Source organism: Ideonella sp., assembly GCF_041287625.1.
Taxonomy (GTDB): Bacteria; Pseudomonadota; Gammaproteobacteria; order Burkholderiales; family Burkholderiaceae_C; genus Ideonella.
Window position 1 is genome coordinate 123,082 of sequence record NZ_JBGGNH010000033.1, and the last position, 20,462, is coordinate 143,543.

At 69.8% G+C, this 20,462-nt stretch carries 23 protein-coding genes and 1 pseudogene; 18 read left to right on the forward strand and 6 right to left on the reverse strand.

Annotated features, from left to right (window positions below; translation table 11 throughout):
• A complete protein-coding gene (locus tag ACAH41_RS13750; protein WP_325652546.1) occupies window positions 1-1,293 on the forward strand; it encodes a TRAP transporter large permease subunit in 1,293 nt (430 codons plus the stop codon).
• Window positions 1,294-1,314: 21 nt separating this feature from the next.
• Window positions 1,315-2,349, forward strand: a complete 1,035-nt coding sequence (locus tag ACAH41_RS13755; protein WP_325652544.1) for a TRAP transporter substrate-binding protein — start codon at window positions 1,315-1,317, stop codon at window positions 2,347-2,349.
• Between the two features lie 3 nt (window positions 2,350-2,352).
• On the opposite strand, the gene ACAH41_RS13760 is transcribed toward ACAH41_RS13755, so the two are convergent.
• Window positions 2,353-2,889, reverse strand: a complete 537-nt coding sequence (locus tag ACAH41_RS13760) for a GNAT family N-acetyltransferase (protein ID WP_325652541.1) — start codon at window positions 2,887-2,889, stop codon at window positions 2,353-2,355.
• Between the two features lie 24 nt (window positions 2,890-2,913).
• The gene (locus ACAH41_RS13765; RefSeq protein WP_325652540.1) at window positions 2,914-4,761 is read right to left on the reverse strand and encodes an AAA family ATPase; all 1,848 of its coding nucleotides are present in this window, start codon (window positions 4,759-4,761) and stop codon (window positions 2,914-2,916) included.
• 72 nt (window positions 4,762-4,833) lie between these two features.
• Between ACAH41_RS13765 and ACAH41_RS13770 the strand changes: the two genes are divergently transcribed.
• The 16 genes from ACAH41_RS13770 (at window position 4,834) to ACAH41_RS13845 (ending at window position 15,847) form a co-directional block, all read left to right on the forward strand.
• Window positions 4,834-5,199 carry a YciI family protein gene (locus ACAH41_RS13770; protein ID WP_325652538.1) on the forward strand — a complete coding sequence of 122 codons (366 nt, stop codon included), beginning with the start codon at window positions 4,834-4,836 and terminating at the stop codon, window positions 5,197-5,199.
• A gap of 91 nt (window positions 5,200-5,290) precedes the next feature.
• The gene (locus tag ACAH41_RS13775) at window positions 5,291-5,698 is read left to right on the forward strand and encodes a YciI family protein (RefSeq protein ID WP_325652535.1); all 408 of its coding nucleotides are present in this window, start codon (window positions 5,291-5,293) and stop codon (window positions 5,696-5,698) included.
• Between the two features lie 28 nt (window positions 5,699-5,726).
• On the forward strand, window positions 5,727-6,257 hold the full coding sequence (locus ACAH41_RS13780) for an SRPBCC family protein (RefSeq protein ID WP_325652534.1): 531 nt from the start codon (window positions 5,727-5,729) through the stop codon (window positions 6,255-6,257).
• A gap of 148 nt (window positions 6,258-6,405) precedes the next feature.
• Window positions 6,406-6,825 carry a VOC family protein gene (locus ACAH41_RS13785; protein WP_325652533.1) on the forward strand — a complete coding sequence of 140 codons (420 nt, stop codon included), beginning with the start codon at window positions 6,406-6,408 and terminating at the stop codon, window positions 6,823-6,825.
• 34 nt (window positions 6,826-6,859) lie between these two features.
• Window positions 6,860-8,164 carry an RNA polymerase sigma factor gene (locus tag ACAH41_RS13790; protein WP_325652629.1) on the forward strand — a complete coding sequence of 435 codons (1,305 nt, stop codon included), beginning with the start codon at window positions 6,860-6,862 and terminating at the stop codon, window positions 8,162-8,164.
• A gap of 549 nt (window positions 8,165-8,713) precedes the next feature.
• Window positions 8,714-8,881 carry a DUF1328 domain-containing protein gene (locus tag ACAH41_RS13795; protein ID WP_325652532.1) on the forward strand — a complete coding sequence of 56 codons (168 nt, stop codon included), beginning with the start codon at window positions 8,714-8,716 and terminating at the stop codon, window positions 8,879-8,881.
• A 126-nt stretch (window positions 8,882-9,007) separates the two neighbouring features.
• Window positions 9,008-9,343, forward strand: coding sequence for a hypothetical protein (locus ACAH41_RS13800; RefSeq protein WP_325652531.1), 336 nt, complete (start codon window positions 9,008-9,010; stop codon window positions 9,341-9,343).
• Window positions 9,344-9,397: 54 nt separating this feature from the next.
• Window positions 9,398-9,907, forward strand: coding sequence for a hypothetical protein (locus ACAH41_RS13805; RefSeq protein WP_325652529.1), 510 nt, complete (start codon window positions 9,398-9,400; stop codon window positions 9,905-9,907).
• Window positions 9,904-10,473 carry a hypothetical protein gene (locus ACAH41_RS13810; protein ID WP_325652527.1) on the forward strand — a complete coding sequence of 190 codons (570 nt, stop codon included), beginning with the start codon at window positions 9,904-9,906 and terminating at the stop codon, window positions 10,471-10,473. Before ACAH41_RS13805 ends, ACAH41_RS13810 begins: the two co-directional genes overlap by 4 nt.
• Window positions 10,470-11,099, forward strand: coding sequence for a hypothetical protein (locus tag ACAH41_RS13815; RefSeq protein ID WP_325652525.1), 630 nt, complete (start codon window positions 10,470-10,472; stop codon window positions 11,097-11,099). The genes ACAH41_RS13810 and ACAH41_RS13815 overlap by 4 nt, the downstream gene beginning before the upstream one ends.
• Window positions 11,100-11,250: 151 nt before the next feature.
• Window positions 11,251-12,609 carry a phospholipase D-like domain-containing protein gene (locus tag ACAH41_RS13820; protein WP_325652628.1) on the forward strand — a complete coding sequence of 453 codons (1,359 nt, stop codon included), beginning with the start codon at window positions 11,251-11,253 and terminating at the stop codon, window positions 12,607-12,609.
• A gap of 144 nt (window positions 12,610-12,753) precedes the next feature.
• Window positions 12,754-13,188 (forward strand): response regulator transcription factor, encoded by a 435-nt coding sequence (locus ACAH41_RS13825; RefSeq protein WP_325652523.1) that lies wholly within the window; start codon window positions 12,754-12,756, stop codon window positions 13,186-13,188.
• A 498-nt stretch (window positions 13,189-13,686) separates the two neighbouring features.
• Window positions 13,687-14,106, forward strand: a complete 420-nt coding sequence (locus ACAH41_RS13830) for a DUF2177 family protein (RefSeq protein WP_325652522.1) — start codon at window positions 13,687-13,689, stop codon at window positions 14,104-14,106.
• Window positions 14,107-14,318: 212 nt separating this feature from the next.
• Window positions 14,319-14,804 (forward strand): BON domain-containing protein, encoded by a 486-nt coding sequence (locus tag ACAH41_RS13835; RefSeq protein WP_325652521.1) that lies wholly within the window; start codon window positions 14,319-14,321, stop codon window positions 14,802-14,804.
• Between the two features lie 64 nt (window positions 14,805-14,868).
• Window positions 14,869-15,453, forward strand: coding sequence for a ferritin-like domain-containing protein (locus ACAH41_RS13840; protein ID WP_325652519.1), 585 nt, complete (start codon window positions 14,869-14,871; stop codon window positions 15,451-15,453).
• A 79-nt stretch (window positions 15,454-15,532) separates the two neighbouring features.
• Window positions 15,533-15,847, forward strand: coding sequence for a BON domain-containing protein (locus ACAH41_RS13845; protein WP_325652517.1), 315 nt, complete (start codon window positions 15,533-15,535; stop codon window positions 15,845-15,847).
• A gap of 143 nt (window positions 15,848-15,990) precedes the next feature.
• Here the strand turns inward: ACAH41_RS13845 and ACAH41_RS13850 are convergent, their stop codons facing one another.
• From ACAH41_RS13850 to ACAH41_RS13865, 4 genes and pseudogenes are all read right to left on the reverse strand, one after another.
• Window positions 15,991-17,409 carry a DHA2 family efflux MFS transporter permease subunit gene (locus ACAH41_RS13850; protein WP_325652515.1) on the reverse strand — a complete coding sequence of 473 codons (1,419 nt, stop codon included), beginning with the start codon at window positions 17,407-17,409 and terminating at the stop codon, window positions 15,991-15,993.
• A 28-nt stretch (window positions 17,410-17,437) separates the two neighbouring features.
• On the reverse strand, window positions 17,438-18,145 hold the full coding sequence (locus ACAH41_RS13855) for an SDR family oxidoreductase (protein WP_325652513.1): 708 nt from the start codon (window positions 18,143-18,145) through the stop codon (window positions 17,438-17,440).
• 130 nt (window positions 18,146-18,275) lie between these two features.
• Window positions 18,276-18,869, reverse strand: a complete 594-nt coding sequence (locus ACAH41_RS13860; protein ID WP_325652512.1) for a TetR/AcrR family transcriptional regulator — start codon at window positions 18,867-18,869, stop codon at window positions 18,276-18,278.
• Between the two features lie 110 nt (window positions 18,870-18,979).
• Window positions 18,980-20,462 (reverse strand): annotated as a pseudogene (locus tag ACAH41_RS13865) (hypothetical protein); the annotation flags it as partial.

Below are 20,462 nucleotides of genomic sequence, written 5' to 3' on the forward strand. Positions count from 1 at the left end.
ATGACACCTGAAGCCCAGGCCCTGGCCGTTTTCTGCGGCGGCATGCTGCTGCTGATGGGCGTGGGCATGAACATGGCGCTCGCGCTGGTGCTCACCGGCGCCGGCATGGCCTGGGTGCTGGGCTTCTGGGACACCCAGCTGCTGGCACAGAACCTGGTCGCCGGCGTGGACAGTTTCCCGCTGCTCGCGGTGCCGTTTTTCATCCTCGCTGGCGAGCTGATGAACAGCGGCGGCATCAGCCGGCGCATCATTGACATGGCGCAGGCCTGGGTCGGCCACATCCGCGGCGGGCTGGGCTTTGTCGCCATTGGCGCCGCGGTGCTGATGGCCAGCATGAGCGGCTCGGCGCTGGCCGACACCGCCGCACTCGCCACCATCCTGCTGCCGATGATGCGCGAGCGCGGCTACCCGCTGCCGACCTCGGCCGGGCTGATCGCCTCGGGCGGCATCATCGCGCCCATCATCCCCCCGTCCATGCCGTTTGTGATCTACGGCGTGACGACCAACACGTCGATCTCGGCGCTGTTCGTCTCGGGCATCGCGCCCGGGCTGGTGATGGGCACCGGGCTGATTCTTGCTTGGAAATGGGTGCTGCGCCGCACGGCGCTGCCGGCCGACCCGGCGCTGCCGATGGCCGAGCGCCTGAAGGCCACGGTACGGGCCTTCTGGGCCATGCTGATGCCGGTCATCATCATTGGTGGCATGAAAAGCGGCGTCTTCACACCGACCGAAGCGGCCGTCGTCGCAGCTTTCTACGCGCTGGTGGTCGCCTTCCTGGTCCACCGCGAAATGAAGTTGGCCGAACTGCATGGCGTGCTGGTGCGTGCTGCCCGCACCACCGCCATCGTGATGTTCCTGTGTGCCGGCGCGCAGGTTGCCAGCTACATGATCACGCTGGCCGACCTGCCCAGCGTGCTGTCGGCCGGCCTGGGCACGCTGATCGACAGCCCGCGCCTCTTGATGGCGGTGATGATGGTCACGCTGGTGGTCATCGGCACCGCGCTGGACCTGACGCCCACCATCCTGATCTTCGCGCCGGTGATGCTGCCCATCGCCACCAAGGCCGGCATCGACCCGGTGTATTTCGGCCTGATGTTCGTGCTCAACGGCGCCATCGGCCTGATCACGCCGCCGGTCGGCACGGTGCTGAACGTGGTGGCCGGCGTCGGCCGGCTGTCGCTGCACCAGGTCATCAAGGGCGTGAACCCCTTCCTCGTCACCTACTTGTTCATCCTGACGCTGTTCGTGGCCTTCCCGCAGCTGGTCATCGCGCCGATGCACTGGCTGCGCTGAACCCTTTCTGGAGAGATTCGCATGCACGCAGTTCGCTGTTCTGTTCGCCGCTCGGTGCTCGCCGCCGGCATCGCCGCCTGCCTGGGCCTGGGTTCGTTCGCCGCGATGGCGCAGGACATCAAGCCGAGGCTGATCCGTTTTGGCTACGGGCTCAACGAGCAGAGCAACCAGGGCCGGGCGGCGAAGTTCTTCGCCGAGCAGGTCGACAAGGCCTCGGGCGGCAAGCTGAAGGTGCGGGCCATCGGCGCTGCCGCGCTGGGGCCGGACACGCAGATGCAGCAGGCGCTGATCGGCGGTGCGCAGGAGATGATGGTCGGCTCCACCGCCACGCTGGTGGGCACCGCCAAGGAGATGGCGCTGTGGGACACGCCTTTCCTGTTCAACGACGCAAAGGAAGCCGATGCGGTGCTGGACGGCCCGGTCGGCAAGCAGGTGATGGACAAGCTGGCCGACAAGGGGCTGGTGGGCCTGGCCTACTGGGAAAACGGCTTCCGCAACCTGACCAACAGCAAGCGCCCGGTGCAGAAGCTCGAAGACCTGGGCGGCATCAAGCTGCGGGTGATGCAGAACAACGTCTACCTCGACAGCTTCAAGCTGCTGGGCGCCAACGCGGTGCCGCTGCCGTTTTCCGAGCTGTTCGGCGCGCTCGAAACCGGCGCGGTGGACGGGCAGGAGAATCCGTTCAACACCATCCTGTCGAGCAAGTTCTTCGAGGTGCAGAAGTACCTCAGCATCACCAACCACGTCTACAGCCCGTGGATCGTCACCGTCAGCCGCAAGTGGTGGGACACGCTGTCGCCGGCCGAGCAGAAGATCCTGCGCGACGCTGCCGTTGCCAGCCGCGACTTCGAGCGCCAGGACACCCGTGCCGAGGCCGGTCGTGCATTGAGTGACCTGAAAGCCAAGGGCATGGTGATCAACGAGCTGAGTGCGGCCGAGGCCGCCCGCATGCGCGACAAGCTCACACGCGTGAACGCCGGCATCGCGACGACCGTGGGCATGGAACTCTGGCAGCAGACCCAGGCCGAGCTGGGCAAGCTGCGCGCGAAGAAGTAGGGTTCAACCCAGCGACTCGAACATGCGCAGCGGCGGCGCGTCCGGCGGATCGGTGGGCAGCCGCACATTGCCCACCTCGCGCATGCCGATGTCCACCAGTACCCGCGCCGAGGCCAGGTTCTCTGGCGAGGTGATGGCCAGGATGCGCGGCATCTTCAGTAGCTGGTGGCCGTGCACCAGGCAGGCCGCCGCAGCTTCGCGCGCAAAGCCCTGGCCTTCCTGTTCCGGCAGCAGCGCGTAGCCCAGGTCCGGCTCGGGCAGGCCCTCGCGGTGGATCAGACCGCACAGGCCGACCGGCGCGCCATCGTCCAGCCGCTCCACAGCCCAGAAGCCGTGGCCGGTTTCGGCGTAGTGGTTCAGCAGCCGGCAAGCCATCCAGTCGCGCGCCTGCGCTTCGTCGCGCACGCCGCGGTCGCCGATGTAGCGCAGCCAGCCGGGGCTGTTCAGCAGGGCCAGCACCAGGCCGGCATCTGCGCGGGTGAATTGGCGCAGCCGCAGGCGGCGGGTGCGCAGGATCTCGATCGGCTCGGTGACTTGCATGCGGGGAAAACCGAAGGTAGGGGCTCAGCGCGCGGCGACGCTGGCGGAAGCGGAAGCGGATGTGGGTGCTGCCACCGGCGGAATGGCGGGTGCGGCCGGTGTGGCGCCTGCGGCCGGCGGGCGGAACGGCAAGCGTGGCTCGGCAATGCCGCTGGCGCGGTTGAGCAGCATCAGCGTCATCGGGCCGACCTGGCCGTCCGGCTTGATGCCTTGCACCTTCTGGAAGGCCGACACCCGGTTGCGCAGCATCTCGCCATCGCTGAAATGCGGCGGGCCGCCGTCCACCTGGGCCAGCTGCTGGGCCAGCCAGTCAGCCTGCGGGCCTTCGGTGCCCATGGGCTGGCCGTCGTAGCCGGGCGGCGCGCGCCAGAAGGTCGCGAAGTCGCCGCGCCACAGCCAGGCCAGCCGGGCCAGCGGCACGCGCAGCGGCCTGGCGCCGGGTGCGGTGGCTTGCAGCGTGGCGGCGTCGTCGTCCAGCGCGCTGAGCAGCACGTGGGCGTTGCGGCCGCGCTCGTCGGTAAGGGTCAGCAAGCCGGGCCGGGCCAGCTGGCGGATCGGCGCCAGGCCGCGGCGCGCGTTGTAGCAGACGAGGCCACGCGCGCGCGCCGCGCTGCAGGCCTCGCCGCCTGCCAGCGTCACACCCCACCAGCTGGCCAGCTGGCGCAAGGCCAGGTCGTCGCTGGCATCGCCGGCCGCCAGCAGGCGCTCCAGCGCGTCGGCGTCGTCGGTCATGGCGAATGCGGTGGGGGTGACGGGCGTGGTTGGCGTGGTTGGCGTGACGGGCGCAGGCGCACTGGCTGCATTCAGCGCGGCCAACGCGGTAGCGCCCATGTCCAGCACCGCCGAGGCGCGCGGCGAGATCGTCGGCGCGACGGTGGGCGGCAGGGCGCTCGCAGCCGACGCCGCAGGCGCACTGGCGGCCAGCGCCACCACCGGCGCCGCCTTTGGCTGGCTGCCCGGCAGCCGTGGCACCACCCACAGCGAACCGGCCAGCACCGCGCCGGCCGCCGCACCGCCAGCCAGCCAGGCCGGCCAGTTCAGGCGCGACAGCGGCACGGTGCCCTGCAGGTTCTGGCCAAACACGTCGGCCGCGGCCCGGTCCACCAGCGCGCGGTCCACGCGCTTTTCGCCGGCCTGGAAGGCCAGCAGCAGCGCCCGGTCGCACAGCACGTTGATGCGCCGCGGCGTGCCGCGGCACAGGCGGTGCAGCCGTCGGATCGCGTCGTCTTCGAACAGGCCAGGTCCCTGGTAGCCGGCCACTTCCAGCCGGTGCGCCAGGTAGCGCCGCACTTCGTCCAGTGACAGCGCCGGCAGGTGGAAACGCGCCACGACCCGCTGCGAGACCGACTCCATCTCGGTCATCGCCAGCATGTTGCGCAGCTCGGGCTGGCCGATCAGCAGCACCTGCACCAGCTTGCTCTCGTTGGTCACCAGGTTGGTCAGCAGGCGCAGCTGCTCCAGCACGTCGAAGGACAGTGCCTGCGCCTCGTCCACCGCGATCAGCGTGCGCCGGCCGCTGGCATGCGCCAGCAGCAAATGACCGTGCAGCGCGTCGATCAGGTCGGCCTGGTCCTCGGCCAGCTCGATGCGCAGCTCCTCGCACAGCCGCCGCAGCAGCGCCGTCACGCCCAGCTTGGGATTGGCCACGTAGGCCACGTCCACATGCCCGGGCAGTTGCTCCAGGAAAGCGCGCCAGACGGTGGTCTTGCCGGCGCCGATCTCGCCGGTCAGCAACACGAAGCCACCGGCCCGCCGCAGCCCGTACATCAGGTAGCCGAGCGCTTCGCGGTGCTTGTCGCTGAGGTAGAGGAAACGCGGGTCCGGCGCCACCGAAAACGGCTCGCGGGCCAGGCCGAAATACGACTCGTACATGGGGCTGCAGCATAACGGCGCGGCTGGCTAAGATCCGCACATTGCCATCTCTGGCCCCACAGGACTTGCCCGATGCCTTACATGCTGCTGATCAACGAACCCATCGGCCAGCGCGAGGCGCGTGGCCGCGCCGAGGGCGAAAAGGTCTACGCCCGGATGCTGGACTTTGCCGCCACGCTGCAGGCGCGCGGCGTGCTGCAGGCCGCCCAGGCGCTGGCCGGGCTGGAGCAGGCGACGAAGGTCCAGGTGCGTGACGGCCAGCCGCGCTGGGTCGACGGGCCGTTCGCCGAGGTCAAGGAAATGGTTGGCGGCTATTTCCTGGTGGATGTGCCGACGCGCGAGGAAGCGCTTGCGATCGCCGCGGCCTGCCCGGCGGCCGAGTGGGCGACGATCGAGGTGCGCAACCTCGGCCCGTGCTTCCACGACGTGCCAGGCTGACCTGAATTTTAGGTACTAACCCTCGGCCACTGTCGATCCGGCCCAGTCTGCTTCGTCGTCCAGACATGAGCGCAGACACAAGGAGAGCCCGATGCGATTCATGATCATCGTCAAGGCCACCGCCGAGACCGAAGCCGAGGCGCTGCTGGGCGACACGGCCCTGATGGCCGAGATGAGTACCTACCACCAGCAGCTGAGCCAGGCCGGCGTGCTGCTGGACGCCAACGGCCTGAAGCCCAGCCGCGAAGGCTGGCGCATCCGCTACGGCAGCGACGCTTCCGGCAAGCCCACGCGCCAGGTGAGCGACGGGCCGTTTGCCGAGACCAAGGAGTTGATCGCCGGCTACACGCTGATCCAGGTCCGTTCGCGCGAGGAGGCGATGGAGTGGGCCCGCCGCTTCCCGGCGCCGATGGGCGCGGGCCGGCCGGCCGAGATCGAGGTGCGCCTTTTGTACGAGCCGCACGAGCTGGACGACTTCCCGCGCGCCGCGGCCGATTGAGCATCAACCCAACTCCAGGAACCTGCCCATGTTGAAAGCCCTGAGTTACGCCGGCCTTGCGTTGCTGGCCGTGATTGCGCTGTTGCTGATCGCCGCCACCTTCCGGCCCGACACCTTCCGCGTCGAGCGCCGCATCACCATCGCCGCACCACCCGAAAAGCTGTACCCCTTCATCAGTGACATGCACCAGTTCAACCGCTGGAACCCCTACCTGCGCAAGGACCCGGCATCCAGGCAGCGCTATGGTGAAGTCACCGCAGGCCCGGGCGGCTTCTATGCCTGGGATAGCGAGTCGCTGGGCGTGGGCAGCATGCGCATCGAGCAGGTCCAGCCGCCGCGCGAGGTGCACATGGCGCTGGAATTCGTCAAGCCTTTCGAGGCCCACAACCGGGCCGACTTCACGCTCACGCCCGAGGGCAACCAGACCGTGGTCACCTGGGCCATGCACGGCCCGGCCAACTACATGAGCAAGCTGATGGACCTCTTGACGTTGATGGACCGCATGGTCGGCCGCGACTTCGAGGACGGCCTGCAGAACCTCAAGGCCTTGGCTGAATGAGGCACCCGGCAGGCCGGGTACGGCCTACCACCCGCCGGGCGGGTGCCTGGCCACCTTGGGGCGGCCCGGCGGCGGCCAGGCGTACCGCGTCCACCGGCCCTGCACCGGCGACCCTTCCTCTTCTTCCGTGATCAATTCTGGAGTCCTCATGCACAAACAGATCTTCGTCAACCTGCCCACCCGCAACCTGCCCGCCGCCCGCGCCTTCTTCGAGGCCATGGGCTATTCGTTCAACCCGCAGTTCAGCAACGACGCCGGCGCCTGCCTGGTGCTGGGCGAGAACCTGTTCGCGATGATCCTGAGCGAGCCGTTTTTCCAGGGCTTCGCGCGCAAGCCGATTGCCGATGCACGCGAAGTCACCGAGGTGCTGGTCTGCCTGTCCTGCGAGAGCCGGGCCGAGGTCGACGAGCTGGTCGCCAAGGCGGTGGCCGCCGGTGGCAGCGCCCCGCGCCCGCCCGTCGACCACGGCTTCATGTACGGCCACGGCTTCGAGGACCTGGACGGCCACGTCTGGGAACTCGCCTACATGGATGCCTCGGCCGCCGGCAATCCCACAAAGGACGCCTGACGTGAAGAAGGCGTCGGCTGCGCAAGATGACGCGATCGACCGCACCCAGCGCACCATCGCCGCCGTCTGGCGCATCGAGTCGGCGCGCATCGTCGCCAGCGTCGCGCGCATGCTGCGCGACGTGGGCCGCGCCGAGGAACTGGCGCAGGACGCGCTGGTCAGCGCGCTGGAGCACTGGCCCAGGGAAGGCATTCCCGACAATCCCGGCGCCTGGCTGATGACCGTGGCCAAACGCCGCGCGCTGGACGCCATCCGCCAGCACGCGATGCAGCAGCGCCACCACGAAGTGATCGGCGAGGAGCAGGAGGCGCTGGGCACCGGCGTCGTGCCCGACTTCACCGACGCGCTGGACGCCGCGCGCCAGGACGTGATTGGCGACGACCTGCTGCGCCTGATCTTCACCGCCTGCCACCCGGTGCTGCCGCCAGAGGCCCGCGTGGCGCTCACGCTGCGCCTGCTTGGCGGCCTCAGTACGCCGGAGATCGCCCGCGCCTTCCTGCAGAGCGAGCCCACCGTGGCCCAGCGCATCGTGCGCGCCAAGCGCACGCTCAGCGCCGCGCGCGTGCCCTTCGAGCTGCCGCGCCCCGAAGCGCTGGTCGAACGCCTGGCCACCGTGCTGGCCGTCGTCTACCTGATCTTCAACGAAGGCTACACGGCCACCAGCGGCGGCGACTGGATGCGCCCCGCACTGTGCGATGAAGCGCTGCGGCTGGGCCGCATGCTGGCCAACCTGGCGCCCGATGAGCCCGAGGTGCAGGGCCTGCTGGCGCTGATGGAGCTGCAGGCCTCGCGCACGCCAGCCCGCACCGACGCGCAAGGCCGCCCGGTGCTCTTGCTGGCGCAGGACCGTGGCCGTTGGGACCATTTGCTGATCCGCCGCGGCCTTGCCGCCCTCGAACGCGCGGAAGCCTTGAGCGTTGGCGGACAAGGCCTGGGTCCCTACGCGCTGCAAGCTGCCATCGCCGCCTGCCATGCCCGCGCATTGACCGCAGACGCCACCGACTGGCCGCAGATCGCCGCCCTCTACGACGCGCTGGCCCAGCTCGCCCCGTCCCCGGTTGTCGAGCTCAACCGCGCCGTCGCCGTCGGCATGGCTTTCGGCCCCGCGGCCGGCCTGGCGCTGGCCGACACGCTGGCCCAGGAACCGTCCCTCGCCCGCTACCACTGGCTGGCCAGCGTGCGCGGCGACCTGCTGGCCAAGCTCGGCCGCCACGCCGAAGCCGAACAGGCCTTCACCGGGGCGGCCGCGCTGACGCAGAACGAGCGCGAGCGGGCGCTGTTGCGGGAGCGGGCGCAGCAAAGCCAGGCCGCGCGGACCGGCACCCGCTCGCCCGCCTGAAGCCCGGCCCTGCCGCTGGGCAACACCCGAGCTTGGGGCGCGCGCACGCACGGCTTGCGCAGATGCTCCCCGCGCGGCAAACGTCCGTGCAAGCCAAGCCGATCACTGAGGGAGAACCACCATGACCGAGCCCGCCGACCCTTTCCAGCCACCCGCCGGCACTGTCGGCCCGAACCGCTTCGGTGCCGACCTCACCGACCAGTACTGAGCCACGGGCCGGGGGCACCGCGGGAGCGGCACGCCATGGGCCGAGGAACATTCCGCCTGAAGCCGCCATGCGCCGGGCGCCGCCACGGCCGGCAGCATTGACCCGCATCACGGCCACACCCATCAGGCCCTGGACAACTGCCCGGGCAAGCGCTGCAATGCGGCATCGGGCTCTGGCGATGCGCCGCGAGGGGCTTGTTGTGGTCTTGGTCCTACAGGACCATGCAATGCCCACCGACGGCGGCTCGCGCCAACAGCCCACGCCCTGCAGCCGGGGGGGCTTTTAACCTTCGTCATCGCTTCATTTCACCGCGGCTGGCAACGGCCTCACAGGAGAAACTCATGCTGCACTACGCCGTCGTCTTTTTCGTCATTGCGCTGATCGCAGCGCTTTTCGGCTTCGGCGGCATTGCCGCCGGGGCAGCAGGCATCGCCAAGATCCTGTTCTTCGTGTTCCTGGCGCTGGCCGTTGTTGGCCTGGTTGTGAACCTGCTGCGCGGACGTGGATGACGGCAGTCGCCTGAATGCCTGGCGTGCTATGTGCATGCCATGGCTTTTTTCTGGGCGTCTGCCGCCACCCTTTTCCGCTTTCTGACCCTGTTCCCCCGCTGTTTCAATCCACCCTAGGAGATCCCCATGAGCACCACTCCCAACACCACCCCCACTTCCTCCACCATTTCCGGCGCCGCCAACGCAGCGGCCGACAAGGCCGCCTCTGTTGTGCAGCCGGTGGCTGAAGCCGTGGCCAAGGAAGCCGCCCGCTTCGGCGAAATGGCCGAAAGCTGGTGGACCCGCAATGCGCAGATGGCCAAGAGCGCCGCCGTGCATGTGAAGGACGAAGCCGCTGCGCTGAACGACCGCACCCAGCGCTATGTGCGCGACGAGCCGGTCAAGTCGATGCTGGTGGCTGCCGCTGTTGGCGCCGCGCTGACCGGCCTGATCGTCCTGCTGGCCAAGCAGCGCGACCGCTGATCGGCCTGCCCCGCCCCGTTTCGCCCCACTGCCTGCCGCCCTCCGGAGATCCCCATGTTGCCGCCTCTTGTCTCCCGACTGGTCTCCGACCCGTCGCTGGCGATCGAGCATGCGCGGCGCTATGCGGCGCTGACCGAGGCGGAGCTGGCCTATGCCGGCCAATACTGGCAGCGCCGGGCGGTGGCGGCGGTGGCGGCGGCGGTGCTGCTGGGCGTTGGCCTGATGCTGGGTGGCGTGGCGCTGCTGGTGGCCCAAGGCCCCGGCGCGCAAGCCGGCTGGCAGGCCAACTGGTTGTTCTGGGCGGTGCCGCTGGTGCCGCTTGCGCTGGGTGTGCTGGCCGCCTTCATCGCCGCCGGCACCATCCAACCCATCCCTTTTGCCACGCTGCGTGCGCAGCTGGCGCAAGACGCCGCGCTGCTGCTGCCGGCCACCGGGCCAACCGCGGCCCAGGCCATGGTCAACAGCGCGGTCACCCAGTCGCCTGAGCCGGTCGGTGAACCGGCAGGCGCTGCCCCTTCCCCTTCTGCTTCTCCTGCCGCGGCCCGGGAGGCCGATCCATCATGAGCACGCTGCCACCGGATGCCGATGCGGCGATGGCCTTGGCGGCCGAGAGCGCCCCCAAGGGAAGCGCAGCTGCGGTCAGCCTCGCGGCATCCCGGCTGGTGATGCACCGCGGCCAGATCCTCGCAGGCCTGGCGGCCGAGCAAAGCCCGTCGCAAGCCAATGCGCGTCGCCGCGGCCCGTCCTGGGGCCGCTGGCTGGGCCGCTTCAGCTTCCTGGCGCCGATGCTGGGCCTGAGCAAGCTGAGCGGCCTGCTGGAGGCCGAGCAACTGCTGCAAGGCCAGCTCAAGCCGCTGGCCCTGCGCCACCCGAAAGCCCTGCTGCTGGCCTCCGCGGCCACCGGCAGCTTCATCTACCTGGCGCTGCCCCGCGTCTGGCGCTTCCTGCTCTGGCCCACGCTGCTGGCCGAAGGCCAGATGCTGGCCCAGCGCACCGTTCGAGATGTATTGATGGGCGCGGTCGCCAGTGCGTCCCAGGCCGTCAGCCCGAGTCCTGCCTCATCCGATGCCACTGAATTTCCATCCGCCTCCGAAACCCCTCTAGATCCGACTCCTGGGAGCACCTCATGATCAGCGTCAGCGTGTCAGCCGGCAACCTGCCCGGCGTGTGTGGCTGCGGCTTGGCCGCGGTGATTGCGCTGTGCAGCGCCGCACCGGCGCTTGCGCAGGACGGACCGGCAGGCGATGCAGAGCCGGTGGCCGCGGTGACGCAACTGCCGGCCAGCGTGCCGGCGAGCGCCAAGGCCTCCGGCGAGGTGTCCACCGCCACACCCATCACCGGCCAATCCACGCCGCTGCCCGCTTACGACGGTTACTCGTCGTCCGCCGCGGCAGAGATGGCCGCGCGCTACCGCGCCCCCAGCCTGGGCGGGGGCCGTTCGCTGAACACCTCGCAACGCTCTGCTGCGTCACTGTGGCGGGACACCGACGCACCGACCCGCTCCATCTGGCGCGTGGGCCTGGCGCCCAGCCTGCCGGCACCGCAGATGGTGGGCGGCCCGCCGCCCGCCTCGCCGCATGTGGAGCTGGCCTTCACCGCGCGCGTCGAGCGTTTCGACCGCGGCTTCAAGCCCCGCTCCGATGCCGACGCCTGGAAAGAGCTGGGCACCTTCCGCATGCAGCTCGGCGGCACCAACGAAATGGCGCTCAAGCCGCGCCGCGGCGGCCTGTCGCTGAGCTGGCAGTCCAAGTTCTAAGTCCGCAAGTTCTGACGCCGGACGCCCCGGCGCCTGCGCCGCAGCCTGCGCTGCGCGCGTCTTCCAAAGTTGTACCTCTATGGCTTCGCCTGCGATAAGCCGGCCCGGTGCGCTGTGCGCGCTCGCGCTGAGCTGGGTCTGTTTGAGCAATGTGTCCTGCAGCACCACGCTGCCGCCGCGCGAGGCCGTTGTCATGCCGGTGGCGGCCAGCGTGGGCGCGCTGGGCCGCGACCTGAAGGTGGCCGACTCGAAGGGCGAGGTGTCTGACGCCGCCACCCGCAACATCGTCGCCGGCGTGGCCGCCGAGGGCCACGCCAAGCTGGCGCTGCATCACCTGCAGGTGATGGCCGACGGCATGCCCGACGTGCCGCTGTACCGCGGCAACACCGCCAGGCTGCTGATCGACGGGCCCCAAGCCCTGGGCGCGATGCGCGCGGCCATTGCCGGTGCAACCCGGCGCGTGCTGCTGGAAAGCTACATCTTCGAAGACGAGGGCCTGGCCCGCCAGATGGCCGACCTGTTGCGCAGCAAGGCCGCGCAAGGCGTGCAGATCGCGGTGATCTATGACAGCGTCGGCTCGCTGGGCTCGGAAAAGACCTTCTTCGAGGAGCTGCGCGCTGGCGGCGTGGCCGTCTGCGGCTACAACCCGGTCAGCCCGTTCGAGCGCGCCGGCTTCTGGAACATCACCCAGCGCGACCACCGCAAACTGCTGGTGGTCGACGACCGCATCGGCTACACCGGCGGCATCAACATCAGCCAGGTCTATGCCTCCGGCTCCTTCGGCCTGCACCGCCGCGCGCCGCAGGTCGACCCGCTGAAAAACGGCTGGCGCGACACCCAGATCGAGGTCCAGGGCCCCATCGTGCCGGCGCTGGCCGAATCCTTCGAGCACCAGTGGAACGGCCAGGGCTGCGAGGGCAAGCTGCCGCCGCCGCCCACCACGCCCACGCCGGTGCAGGGTGAGCGCGTGCTGCAGCTGCTGCTCAGCCAGCCAGGCCAGAAGGGCAACCCGATCTACCGGGCGGTGCTGCGCGCCATCGACGCTGCCCAGCAGAGCGTGCACCTCACCATGGCCTACTTCGCGCCGGGTGAGGACATGCTCAAGGCCTTGTGCGACGCCTCGCGGCGTGGCGTGCAGGTCGTGCTGGTGCTGCCGTCGAAAAGCGACTTCGGCCTGATGCTGGCCGCCGGCCGCGGCTACTACCAGCAGCTGCTGGAAGCCGGCGTGCAGGTGCACGAACTGCAGGACGCGATGCTGCACGCCAAGACCGCGGTGGTCGATGGCGTGTGGTCCACCGTCGGCTCCAGCAACCTGGACTGGCGCAGCTTTGCCGACAACGCCGAGATCAACCTGGTCGTCGTTGGCGACGACTTCGCGCAGGTGCTGGAAGCCCAGTTCCAGCGCGACCTGCAGGCCTCTGCCGCCATCACGCCCGCGGCCTGGGCCGAGCGTGGCCTTGGCTCAAGGCTCAAGGAATGGACCGGCCGCCTGTTCGAACGCTGGCTCTGACTTCGGCAGACTGGCGAACCGCGCCAAAGGCGTGTTCGCGGGCGCCCATTCAGCCGGCAGTCCTACAGGCAGCGGCGTCGGTGTTGCCTACACTGGAATTTCGCAACGCAGCAAAACCGCGCGCTGCCCGTTCAGGTGCAAGACATGCCGGTACTCAAGACCTTTATCGTCGAAGACAGTCCCGTGATCCGCAGGAACCTTGCGGCTGCCCTCGAGGAGATGGTGCCGTTGAAGGTCGTGGGCCACGCCGAAGACGAGCCCAGCGCGCTGCAGTGGCTGAAGGACCTTCCCGCCCCCTGCGACATCATCATCCTGGACCTGTTCCTGCGCCAAGGCTCGGGCCTGAACGTGCTGCGCCAGCTCGGCGATGCGGTGCAAAGGCAGGACGGCGCGCGCAGGCGGCCGGTGCCGCGCTGCGTCGTGCTGACCAACTACGCCACCGACGAGATGCGCCGCCAGTGCCTGCAGCTCGGCGCCAGCCGGGTGTTCGACAAGTCCGGCGAGATCGAAGACCTGATCGACTACTGCCTCACGCTGGCCGACGAAGCCGGCGCGCGCGAGGGCCGCCTGGATTCTTGAGCCATGGCCCCAGCGCGGCGACCTGCCGCCATCGCCGTCGGGGCTTTGTCCTACAGCCCGGCCCGGGCGGTGACTACACCGCAGGCGCTTCGAGCTGCCTACAGTAGCGTCCATGGTCAGCAGCACCGCAGCAGTCAAGCAAGGCGCTGACTGACCCTGAACAAGACACCTGAAGTCACCTGACAAACAGCGTGCAGGCTGAAGTGAATCGGCAGGCCCCCAGTGCGGGTCTGTCCAGCTTGCCGGTAAACAATGGCTCCGAACAAATGCCATAACCCAGCCATCGTTTACCGGCACCTTCACCAAGCCTGCACCCTTTTTGTTACGGGCCTCCTGGTCTCAGCTTTCTGCCGGCCTGTTTCTTGCGGCGCATCACAGCCCCGGGGCACGTCTTCCCCAGACGCGCCACGGCCCGCTGTCTCTTTCCGCCCCAAGCCGCGCCATGACCGTCCTGCCCCGCCGCATTGTCCGGACACCTGCTGCCCCGCGGTGTCCGCAATGAGGCCGGTTGGCATTGGCGGCTGGGGCACCGCCTACCTGGGCGCGCTGCTGGCCATCGGCCTGCTGGACGCGGCATGGCTGCTGGGCGTCGCCCGCGGCTTCTACCAGCGCGAGATCGGCGAGCTCATGAGGCCAACGCCCTCCCTGCTGCCCACCGTGCTCTTCTACTTCGGTTACCCCGCCGGGCTGCTGGCGCTAGCCTGGGGGCCGCAGGTCGACAGCGCCTTCACTGCGCTGTGGCGCGGCGCGCTGGTCGGCCTGGTCGCCTATGGCACCTACGACCTCACCAACTGGGCCACCTTGCGCGGCTGGAGCGTGCAGGTGAGCGTGGTCGACGGCGTGTGGGGCATGTGCGTGTCCTCGGCCGGCATGCTGAGCGCCTGGTGGGCCGTCCAGCGCTTTGGCCATCACGCCTGAGCAGCGCAATTCCAGGTTCACCGGGTCGCAGCCGGGTGATCCGAGTCGCAGAGGGCCCACTGAGGGCTATGAGGGCAATTGCCGCTCCCGCCGCTGACAACGATGTCGGCGCTCTCCGACACGCGGAAGGGTCCACAGCCGACCACGCCGAGGACGGGGTTTGTCTATCGTTGCATCAACGCCGGACATCGGCACCTCAACAGGAGCACCGCATGACCACCGAACACTTTCCCCCTCTTGGCCGCATGACTGCACTGACCGCCATCGTGGCGGCCGCGGTGCTCGGCGCCTGCGACCGCAGCGAAGATTCCCGCACCGCTGGCCAACGCCTGGATGCAGCCGTCGCCAAGGTCGAGCAGAAGAGCGATGAAGCCCAGGCCAAGATGCGCCAGGACACGGCCGAGTTCAAGGCCGATGCCAAGCAGGCCGGTGCCGACCTGAAGGCCGATGCGGCGAAGGCCGGCAACGAAGCCAAGGGTGCCGTGGGCGACGCGACCATCACCGCGTCCATCAATGCCGAACTGGCCAAGGACAAGGAGCTGAGCGCGCTGCGCATCAACGTCGACACGGTCAACGGCCGCGTGGCGCTGCATGGCACCGCGCCGACCGACAGCGCCCGCGAACGCGCCACCCGCCTGGCGATGGGCGTGGACGGCGTGCACAGCGTCGACAACCAGCTGGCCGTCAAGAACGGCTGATCGTTCACGGTCCGCGCCGCCAGATCCCATCAGCCATCCCACGCATTCCCGCAGGAGAGCCAACATGTCCACCCCGTTTCCCACCGCCGCCGCCAAGCAGGCCGGCAAGTCTGGCCAGCCTGCCGAACACGTCCGGCTGCAACTCGACGAAGCGGGACTGAAGGCTGCCAGGCGCGACCTGTCCGACGGCGCCGTCACGCCAGCCTACGGGCCCTGGCGCGACGACGTGGTCAAGCTGCTGAACGATGCGCTGGCGACCGAGCTGGTCTGCGTGCTGCGCTACCGCCGCCACCACTACACCGCGGTGGGCGTGGCTTCGCCGGCCATCGCCGACGAGTTCCTGGTGCATGCCAACGAAGAACTGGGCCATGCCGACCGGCTGGCCCGCCGCATCGTCGAGCTGGGGGGTGAGCCGGACCTGAATCCTGCGCACCTGCTGCAGTCCAGCCATGCCGACTACGACGAGTCCAAGGACCTGCAATCGATGATCCGCGCCAACCTGGTGGCCGAGCGTGTGGCGGTGGAAAGCTACCGCCAGATGATCGAGCTGATCGGCCCCAAGGACCCCACCACCCGGCGCCTGCTCGAAGACGTGCTTGCCGATGAGGAAAAGCACGCCGACGAACTCAGCGACTGGCTGGAGCGCTGAAGGCCTCGGCCCTGCGCTTCGCTTCCCCGCCTCTTTTTCCGTTTCCCGTTCACAACTGACAACCCCACTGGAGATCCCCATGAATGCACGCTACATCCTCGCCGCCGTCATCTCGGCCACCGCAGTCCTGAGCACCACCGGCTGCGCCGTTGGCCGCGAGCAGGAATCGGTGGGTGCCTACATCGACGACTCGGCGCTGACCGCACGCGTCAAGTCCGCCTTTGCCAGCGACCCCACCGTCAGCGCGATGTCCATCAGCGTTGAAACCATGAAGGGCGTGGTGCAGCTGTCCGGCTTCGCCAAGAGCACGGCAGAGCGCTCGCAGGCCGACGCCATCGCGCGCGGCACCGGCGGCGTCAAGGCCGTGCGCAACGACATCGTCGTCCGCCCCTGAGCTTCCGGCAGGCCTTGACCGGCCTGTCGATCGCCCGAGTTTTTTTCCTGAGCCCCTGACCTTCCGCCCGACCCGGGTTCTCCCGGTCGGGCATTTTTTCGCCTGGCGCAGGCCGGCCGGAGCTGAGCCGGCTGGCGGACCGCCTACTTGCCGGGCACCGCCACGCCGCGGGCGGGCCGCGTGCGCACGCCCAGGCACAGCACCGCCGTCAGCAGCGCCAGGCCGATGTGCAGCGCGTAGACCGCGTCGAAGTCATGCCGCTGCAGCGCGCCGTGGCCCAGCAGCAGCACCGTGACGGCCACGCCGATCACCGCGCCGATCTGGCGCACCGCCTGGTTGACCGCGCTGCCCACCGCATAGTGCGCCGCCGGCAGCTTGCTGACCGCGGCACCCGACAGCGAAGGCATCACCAGCCCCACGCCGGCGCCGCTGAGGAACAGGCCGGGCAGCCAGTGCGTCAGGTATGCCGGCTCCAGCCCTGGCACAAGCATGAACCACAGCCCGGCCGCCGCATACAGCACCGCGCCGCCGACCAGGAAGGGCCGGTGGCCGTAGCGCCCGGCCAGGCGGCCGGTGAGGATGGCCACCGGCATCACCGTCAACGGGCCCGGCACGATGGCCAGGCCGGCGAGCGCCTGGCTGTAGTGCCAGACCTCGCTCATGTAGAAGAAAAACGCGAAGAACATCATCGCAAAGGCAATGCCGAAGCTCAGCGTGGCCAGGTTCACCAGGCTGTAGGTGCGGTGGCGGAACAGCCCCAGGTCGACCAGCGGCTCGCGCACGTGGCGGGCCCAGGTCACAAACGCCACCAGCGCGATCACGCCGGTGGCGGCCAGCGCGGTCAGCTGGCTGCGCGACCAGCTCGGCGCGTCCGCCTCGACGATGGCCAGCGCCAGCGCGCCAACCGCGGTCACCAGCAGCGCCATGCCGACCGCGTCAATCTTGCGGCGTGTCGCAGCGCGCGGCGTTTCAGCCAGCAGCGCGGCGCCGCGCCACAGCGAGATCGCGCCAATCGGCAGGTTGATGAAAAACGCCCACGGCCAGCCCACGCTCTGCACCACCAGCGACCCCAGGCTGGGCCCGACGGCCGCCGCGAAGCCGCCCACCGCGCCCCACAGGCTCACCGTCAGCGCCCGCCGCTCCTGCGGGAAGGCGGCCAGCACGATGGACAGCGAAGCCGGCGTGAGCAGCGCGGCGCCCACCGCCTGCAGCACCCGCGCGGCGATCAGCCAGCCCACGCTGCCGGCCAGGCCGCAGGCGGCCGACGCGGCGATGAACAGCGTCACGCCAAACAGGAACACGCGCTTGCGGCCATGCGTGTCGGCCAGCCCGCCGGCGGGGATCAGCATCGCGGCGTAGACCACGGTGTAGGCATTCAGCACCCACGACATCTCGGCGGCCGTGGCGCCCGGGAAACCGCTGCGCAGCGCGCCAAACGCGGCGTACAGCAGCGTGCTGTCCAGCGAGACCAGGAAGGCCGCGACGCTGGCCACCCAGAACACCGGCCACGGGGACGCGGGGCGGACGGCGGGCAAGGGCGCAGCGGCGGTGGCAACGGTCATGGCGGGCTCCGGGTGCGTGGGGTCAGGCTCAGGCGGCTTGCGGCAGGTAGCTCGGCCGGGCGGCGACGAGGCCCAGCTTGGTGAGCTGCGTGCGCTCGTCGGCCAGCACTTCATCGAGGCCGGCTTCCAGGCCGTCGAGTGCGCGGGCGACGATCAGCTCGGGGCTGGTCTTGGGCCCGTCCACCGCGCGCACCAGGTCGGTGTCGACAAAGGCCATGTGCAGGCCCAGCACCTGGGTGCGCTGCGCGGCCAGTTCGTGGCGCAGCGCGTTGGTCAGCGACCAGGCGGCCGACTTGCTCGCGGCATAACCGGCCAGCTCGCCGCCGTTGATCCAAGCGACGATGGACAGCACGTTCAGCAGGGCGCCGCCTCCGTTCGCGGCCAGCACCGGCGCGAAGGCCTTGCTCATGCGCAGCACGCCGAAGAAGTTGACCTCCAGCATCTGGCGCGTGACCTCTTCGCTGTCCGCCGCCAGGAAGCCGCCGAACTGGCCGACGCCGGCGTTGTTGATGAGCAGGTTCACATCCCCCGCGAGGGCCACCGCGGCGGCGACCTGGTCGGGCTGGGTGACGTCCAGCTGCAGCGGCACGACGCCCGGCAGCGCCGGCACGCTGGCCGGGTCCCGCGCGGCGGCGTAGACCTTGCGCGCGCCGCGGGCCAGCAAGGCCCGGGTGAAAGCCAGGCCGATGCCGCGGTTGGCGCCGGTGACGAGGGCGATGGTGTTGTCGATCTTCATGGTGCAGGCCTCTTGGGGTGACGCGGTGGAAGGTTGAATATGATTTCCGTCATATTCCTGGGCGAACGGAAAGCGGGCAGGACGGATGCCAAAAGGCGTCTCGGGTTGGGGGCGGTAGGGCGTGCGGGCTTCAGCCCGCCGCGGGCGGACGGTCGTGCTGTTCGATCAAGGCCTGGCGCGCGGTGGCCAGCACGCTGCGGCCCTGCGCGTTGTCGCCCAGGGCACGGGCCAGTTGCAGCGTGCCGACCAGCGTGGCGGCGATGACGCTGGCGTGGTCCTGCGAGGCGGCCGGCAAGGTGTTGCGCACGCCGGCGATCAGCCGCTGCACGCGCAGCGCCGAAGCCTCGCGCACGGTGTCGGACTGGCGCGGCATGTCGCAGCCCAGCGCCGCCACCGGGCAGCCGGCGTCCATGGATTTCAGCAACTCGCCTGCCAGGTAACTCTCGACCAGCGAGCGAAAGGCGCTGTGGCCTTTGGCGGCATGGCGCTCGGCGGCCCTGCCCAGGCGCTCCCCGCTGTCGCGCCCGGCGCGTTCCAGCGCCGCCACCAGCAAGGCGTCGCGCGAATCGAAGTGGGCGTAGAAGCCGCCATGCGTCAAGCCGGCGTCCTTCATCACGTCGGCCACCCCCACGCCGGCATACCCGCGCAGGCGGATCGCCCGCGACGCGGCCTCGACGATGCGCTCGTGGGTGTCGGCCTTGCGGCTTTGCGGGGTGCGGGACATGGGGCTGCGGGCGGATCCGAAAGAATATGACGGGCATCATATTTATCCGGCAAACCCGCGTCAAGCCAGGGGTCACGGGGCCGCTCTGCCCCGCCGAGTGAGCGGGGCGTTCAGCGCCTGCCGGTGATGCGCTCGGCCACGTTGCGGCAGGCCTGGTCGGCTTCCTGCGCGGCCTTCTCGTCGCCGGTGTCGATCAGCGGGATGATCGCGGCCAGCGGGTTCACGAAGGCCAGCAGCACGCTGGGCACGATTTTTTCGAGCAGCGGGCCCTTCTCGATCGAGAAGCCGGGCGCGGCCAGCGTGCCGGTCACGCGCACGGGGCTGCGCAGGCTGATGGGCGTGCCGTCCTTGGGCGAAACCAGCGCGCGCAGGCCCAGCTGTTCGGTCTTCAGCGACATCTCGCCGTCCACCCACAGCGTCGAGTCGTGCGTGTCGATCACCAGCGGCATCGGCTTGACCAGGCCGTTGTCGAAGGCCAGCGCGCCGGCGCCGCAGCGCACCTGCAGCGGCTCGTCGCCGGAGATCAACCGGCCCAGCGCCTGCGCCACATCCAGGCCCGCGGCCTCGATCAACAGGTGCGAGACGGTGCCGCGGGTCCACAGCACCTGGGCCTGCCCGGTGGCGGTGCCGAGGATCTGCGCGGTCGAGCGGCCGGTCCCGTCCAGCTTGATGCGGCCGGCCAGGCGGCCGCTGGCGTACGGCGCGGCCGGCCCCTTGGTGCCGGCCTTGACCGGTTCACCGCCCTGGATGGCGCGCAACACCTTGTCCTTGGTGCTGGGGTCTTCGCCAGGCTTGGTGGTGGTGCTGGCGCTGGGCGTCGGGATGACCCGCTCGATGGCGATGCCGGTCCAGCGCAGGTCGGTGGACCAGTGCGCGTCGCTGACGGCTTCGGGCCGCGCGGTCTGCATGCCCAGCGGGTCGGACGCGGTGGGCGCGCGCAGCGGCGCGGCGGCCAGCACCTGCGCGGCCTCGCCCATCACCGCGCTGGCATCGGCGGCGGCTTCGGACGCCGTGGCCTTGCGCGGCGCACTGCCGGGCTTGTCGGTCACCGCCAGGCCAATGCGGCCGCGGATCTGGCCGTCGCCGAGCTGGGCCTTGGCGATGTCCAGCTGCAGGTTGCCGTTGTCCAGCGTCAGCTTGGCGTTCAGCGGCGTGATGCTGGTGCTGCCGTCCTTGTTCAGCGGCATGCGCAGGATGCGCAGGTCCACCGAGGCGTCCATTGCCTTCAGCGAAGGCAGGTCGAACTCGCGCTGCGGCAGCACCTTGTCGTCGGGCTGGCGGCGCTCGGTGGTGGCGTCGTTCGGCGCGCCGACTGCGGGGGCCAGGTCCGAGGGCCACAGCACGCCGGCATTCAGCGCGCCGGTCAGCAGGTTGCGCTTGCCGCTGGTATCGAACAGGAAGTCGCCGGACATCTGGCTGCGGCCCACGCGGGCCGCGGCCACGTGGGTGCGGAAACGCGGGCCCTCGCGCGCCAGGTCGCCGTGCATCGTGAAGTCCTCGGTGGTCGGCAGCGTCAGCCCCAGCGGCTGGCCCACGGCGGCCAGCGACGGGCCGGAGAGCTGGTACTTGCCGCGCAGGTCGCGCGCGCCCAGC

What these genes read in the sequence shown, in the direction of transcription:
- ACAH41_RS13810 (WP_325652527.1), top strand. Translation starts at nt 9,904, where the DNA reads ATGAGCACGCTGCCACCGGATGCCGATGCGGCGATGGCCTTGGCGGCC.
- ACAH41_RS13835 (WP_325652521.1), top strand. Translation starts at nt 14,319, where the DNA reads ATGACCACCGAACACTTTCCCCCTCTTGGCCGCATGACTGCACTGACC.
- ACAH41_RS13780 (WP_325652534.1), top strand. Translation starts at nt 5,727, where the DNA reads ATGTTGAAAGCCCTGAGTTACGCCGGCCTTGCGTTGCTGGCCGTGATT.
- ACAH41_RS13815 (WP_325652525.1), top strand. Translation starts at nt 10,470, where the DNA reads ATGATCAGCGTCAGCGTGTCAGCCGGCAACCTGCCCGGCGTGTGTGGC.
- ACAH41_RS13755 (WP_325652544.1), top strand. Translation starts at nt 1,315, where the DNA reads ATGCACGCAGTTCGCTGTTCTGTTCGCCGCTCGGTGCTCGCCGCCGGC.
- ACAH41_RS13855 (WP_325652513.1), bottom strand. Translation starts at nt 18,145, where the DNA reads ATGAAGATCGACAACACCATCGCCCTCGTCACCGGCGCCAACCGCGGC.
- ACAH41_RS13845 (WP_325652517.1), top strand. Translation starts at nt 15,533, where the DNA reads ATGAATGCACGCTACATCCTCGCCGCCGTCATCTCGGCCACCGCAGTC.
- ACAH41_RS13795 (WP_325652532.1), top strand. Translation starts at nt 8,714, where the DNA reads ATGCTGCACTACGCCGTCGTCTTTTTCGTCATTGCGCTGATCGCAGCG.
- ACAH41_RS13760 (WP_325652541.1), bottom strand. Translation starts at nt 2,889, where the DNA reads ATGCAAGTCACCGAGCCGATCGAGATCCTGCGCACCCGCCGCCTGCGG.
- ACAH41_RS13830 (WP_325652522.1), top strand. Translation starts at nt 13,687, where the DNA reads ATGAGGCCGGTTGGCATTGGCGGCTGGGGCACCGCCTACCTGGGCGCG.
- ACAH41_RS13775 (WP_325652535.1), top strand. Translation starts at nt 5,291, where the DNA reads ATGCGATTCATGATCATCGTCAAGGCCACCGCCGAGACCGAAGCCGAG.
- ACAH41_RS13850 (WP_325652515.1), bottom strand. Translation starts at nt 17,409, where the DNA reads ATGACCGTTGCCACCGCCGCTGCGCCCTTGCCCGCCGTCCGCCCCGCG.
- ACAH41_RS13765 (WP_325652540.1), bottom strand. Translation starts at nt 4,761, where the DNA reads ATGTACGAGTCGTATTTCGGCCTGGCCCGCGAGCCGTTTTCGGTGGCG.
- ACAH41_RS13800 (WP_325652531.1), top strand. Translation starts at nt 9,008, where the DNA reads ATGAGCACCACTCCCAACACCACCCCCACTTCCTCCACCATTTCCGGC.
- ACAH41_RS13840 (WP_325652519.1), top strand. Translation starts at nt 14,869, where the DNA reads ATGTCCACCCCGTTTCCCACCGCCGCCGCCAAGCAGGCCGGCAAGTCT.
- ACAH41_RS13860 (WP_325652512.1), bottom strand. Translation starts at nt 18,869, where the DNA reads ATGTCCCGCACCCCGCAAAGCCGCAAGGCCGACACCCACGAGCGCATC.
- ACAH41_RS13770 (WP_325652538.1), top strand. Translation starts at nt 4,834, where the DNA reads ATGCCTTACATGCTGCTGATCAACGAACCCATCGGCCAGCGCGAGGCG.
- ACAH41_RS13825 (WP_325652523.1), top strand. Translation starts at nt 12,754, where the DNA reads ATGCCGGTACTCAAGACCTTTATCGTCGAAGACAGTCCCGTGATCCGC.
- ACAH41_RS13750 (WP_325652546.1), top strand. Translation starts at nt 1, where the DNA reads ATGACACCTGAAGCCCAGGCCCTGGCCGTTTTCTGCGGCGGCATGCTG.
- ACAH41_RS13785 (WP_325652533.1), top strand. Translation starts at nt 6,406, where the DNA reads ATGCACAAACAGATCTTCGTCAACCTGCCCACCCGCAACCTGCCCGCC.
- ACAH41_RS13805 (WP_325652529.1), top strand. Translation starts at nt 9,398, where the DNA reads ATGTTGCCGCCTCTTGTCTCCCGACTGGTCTCCGACCCGTCGCTGGCG.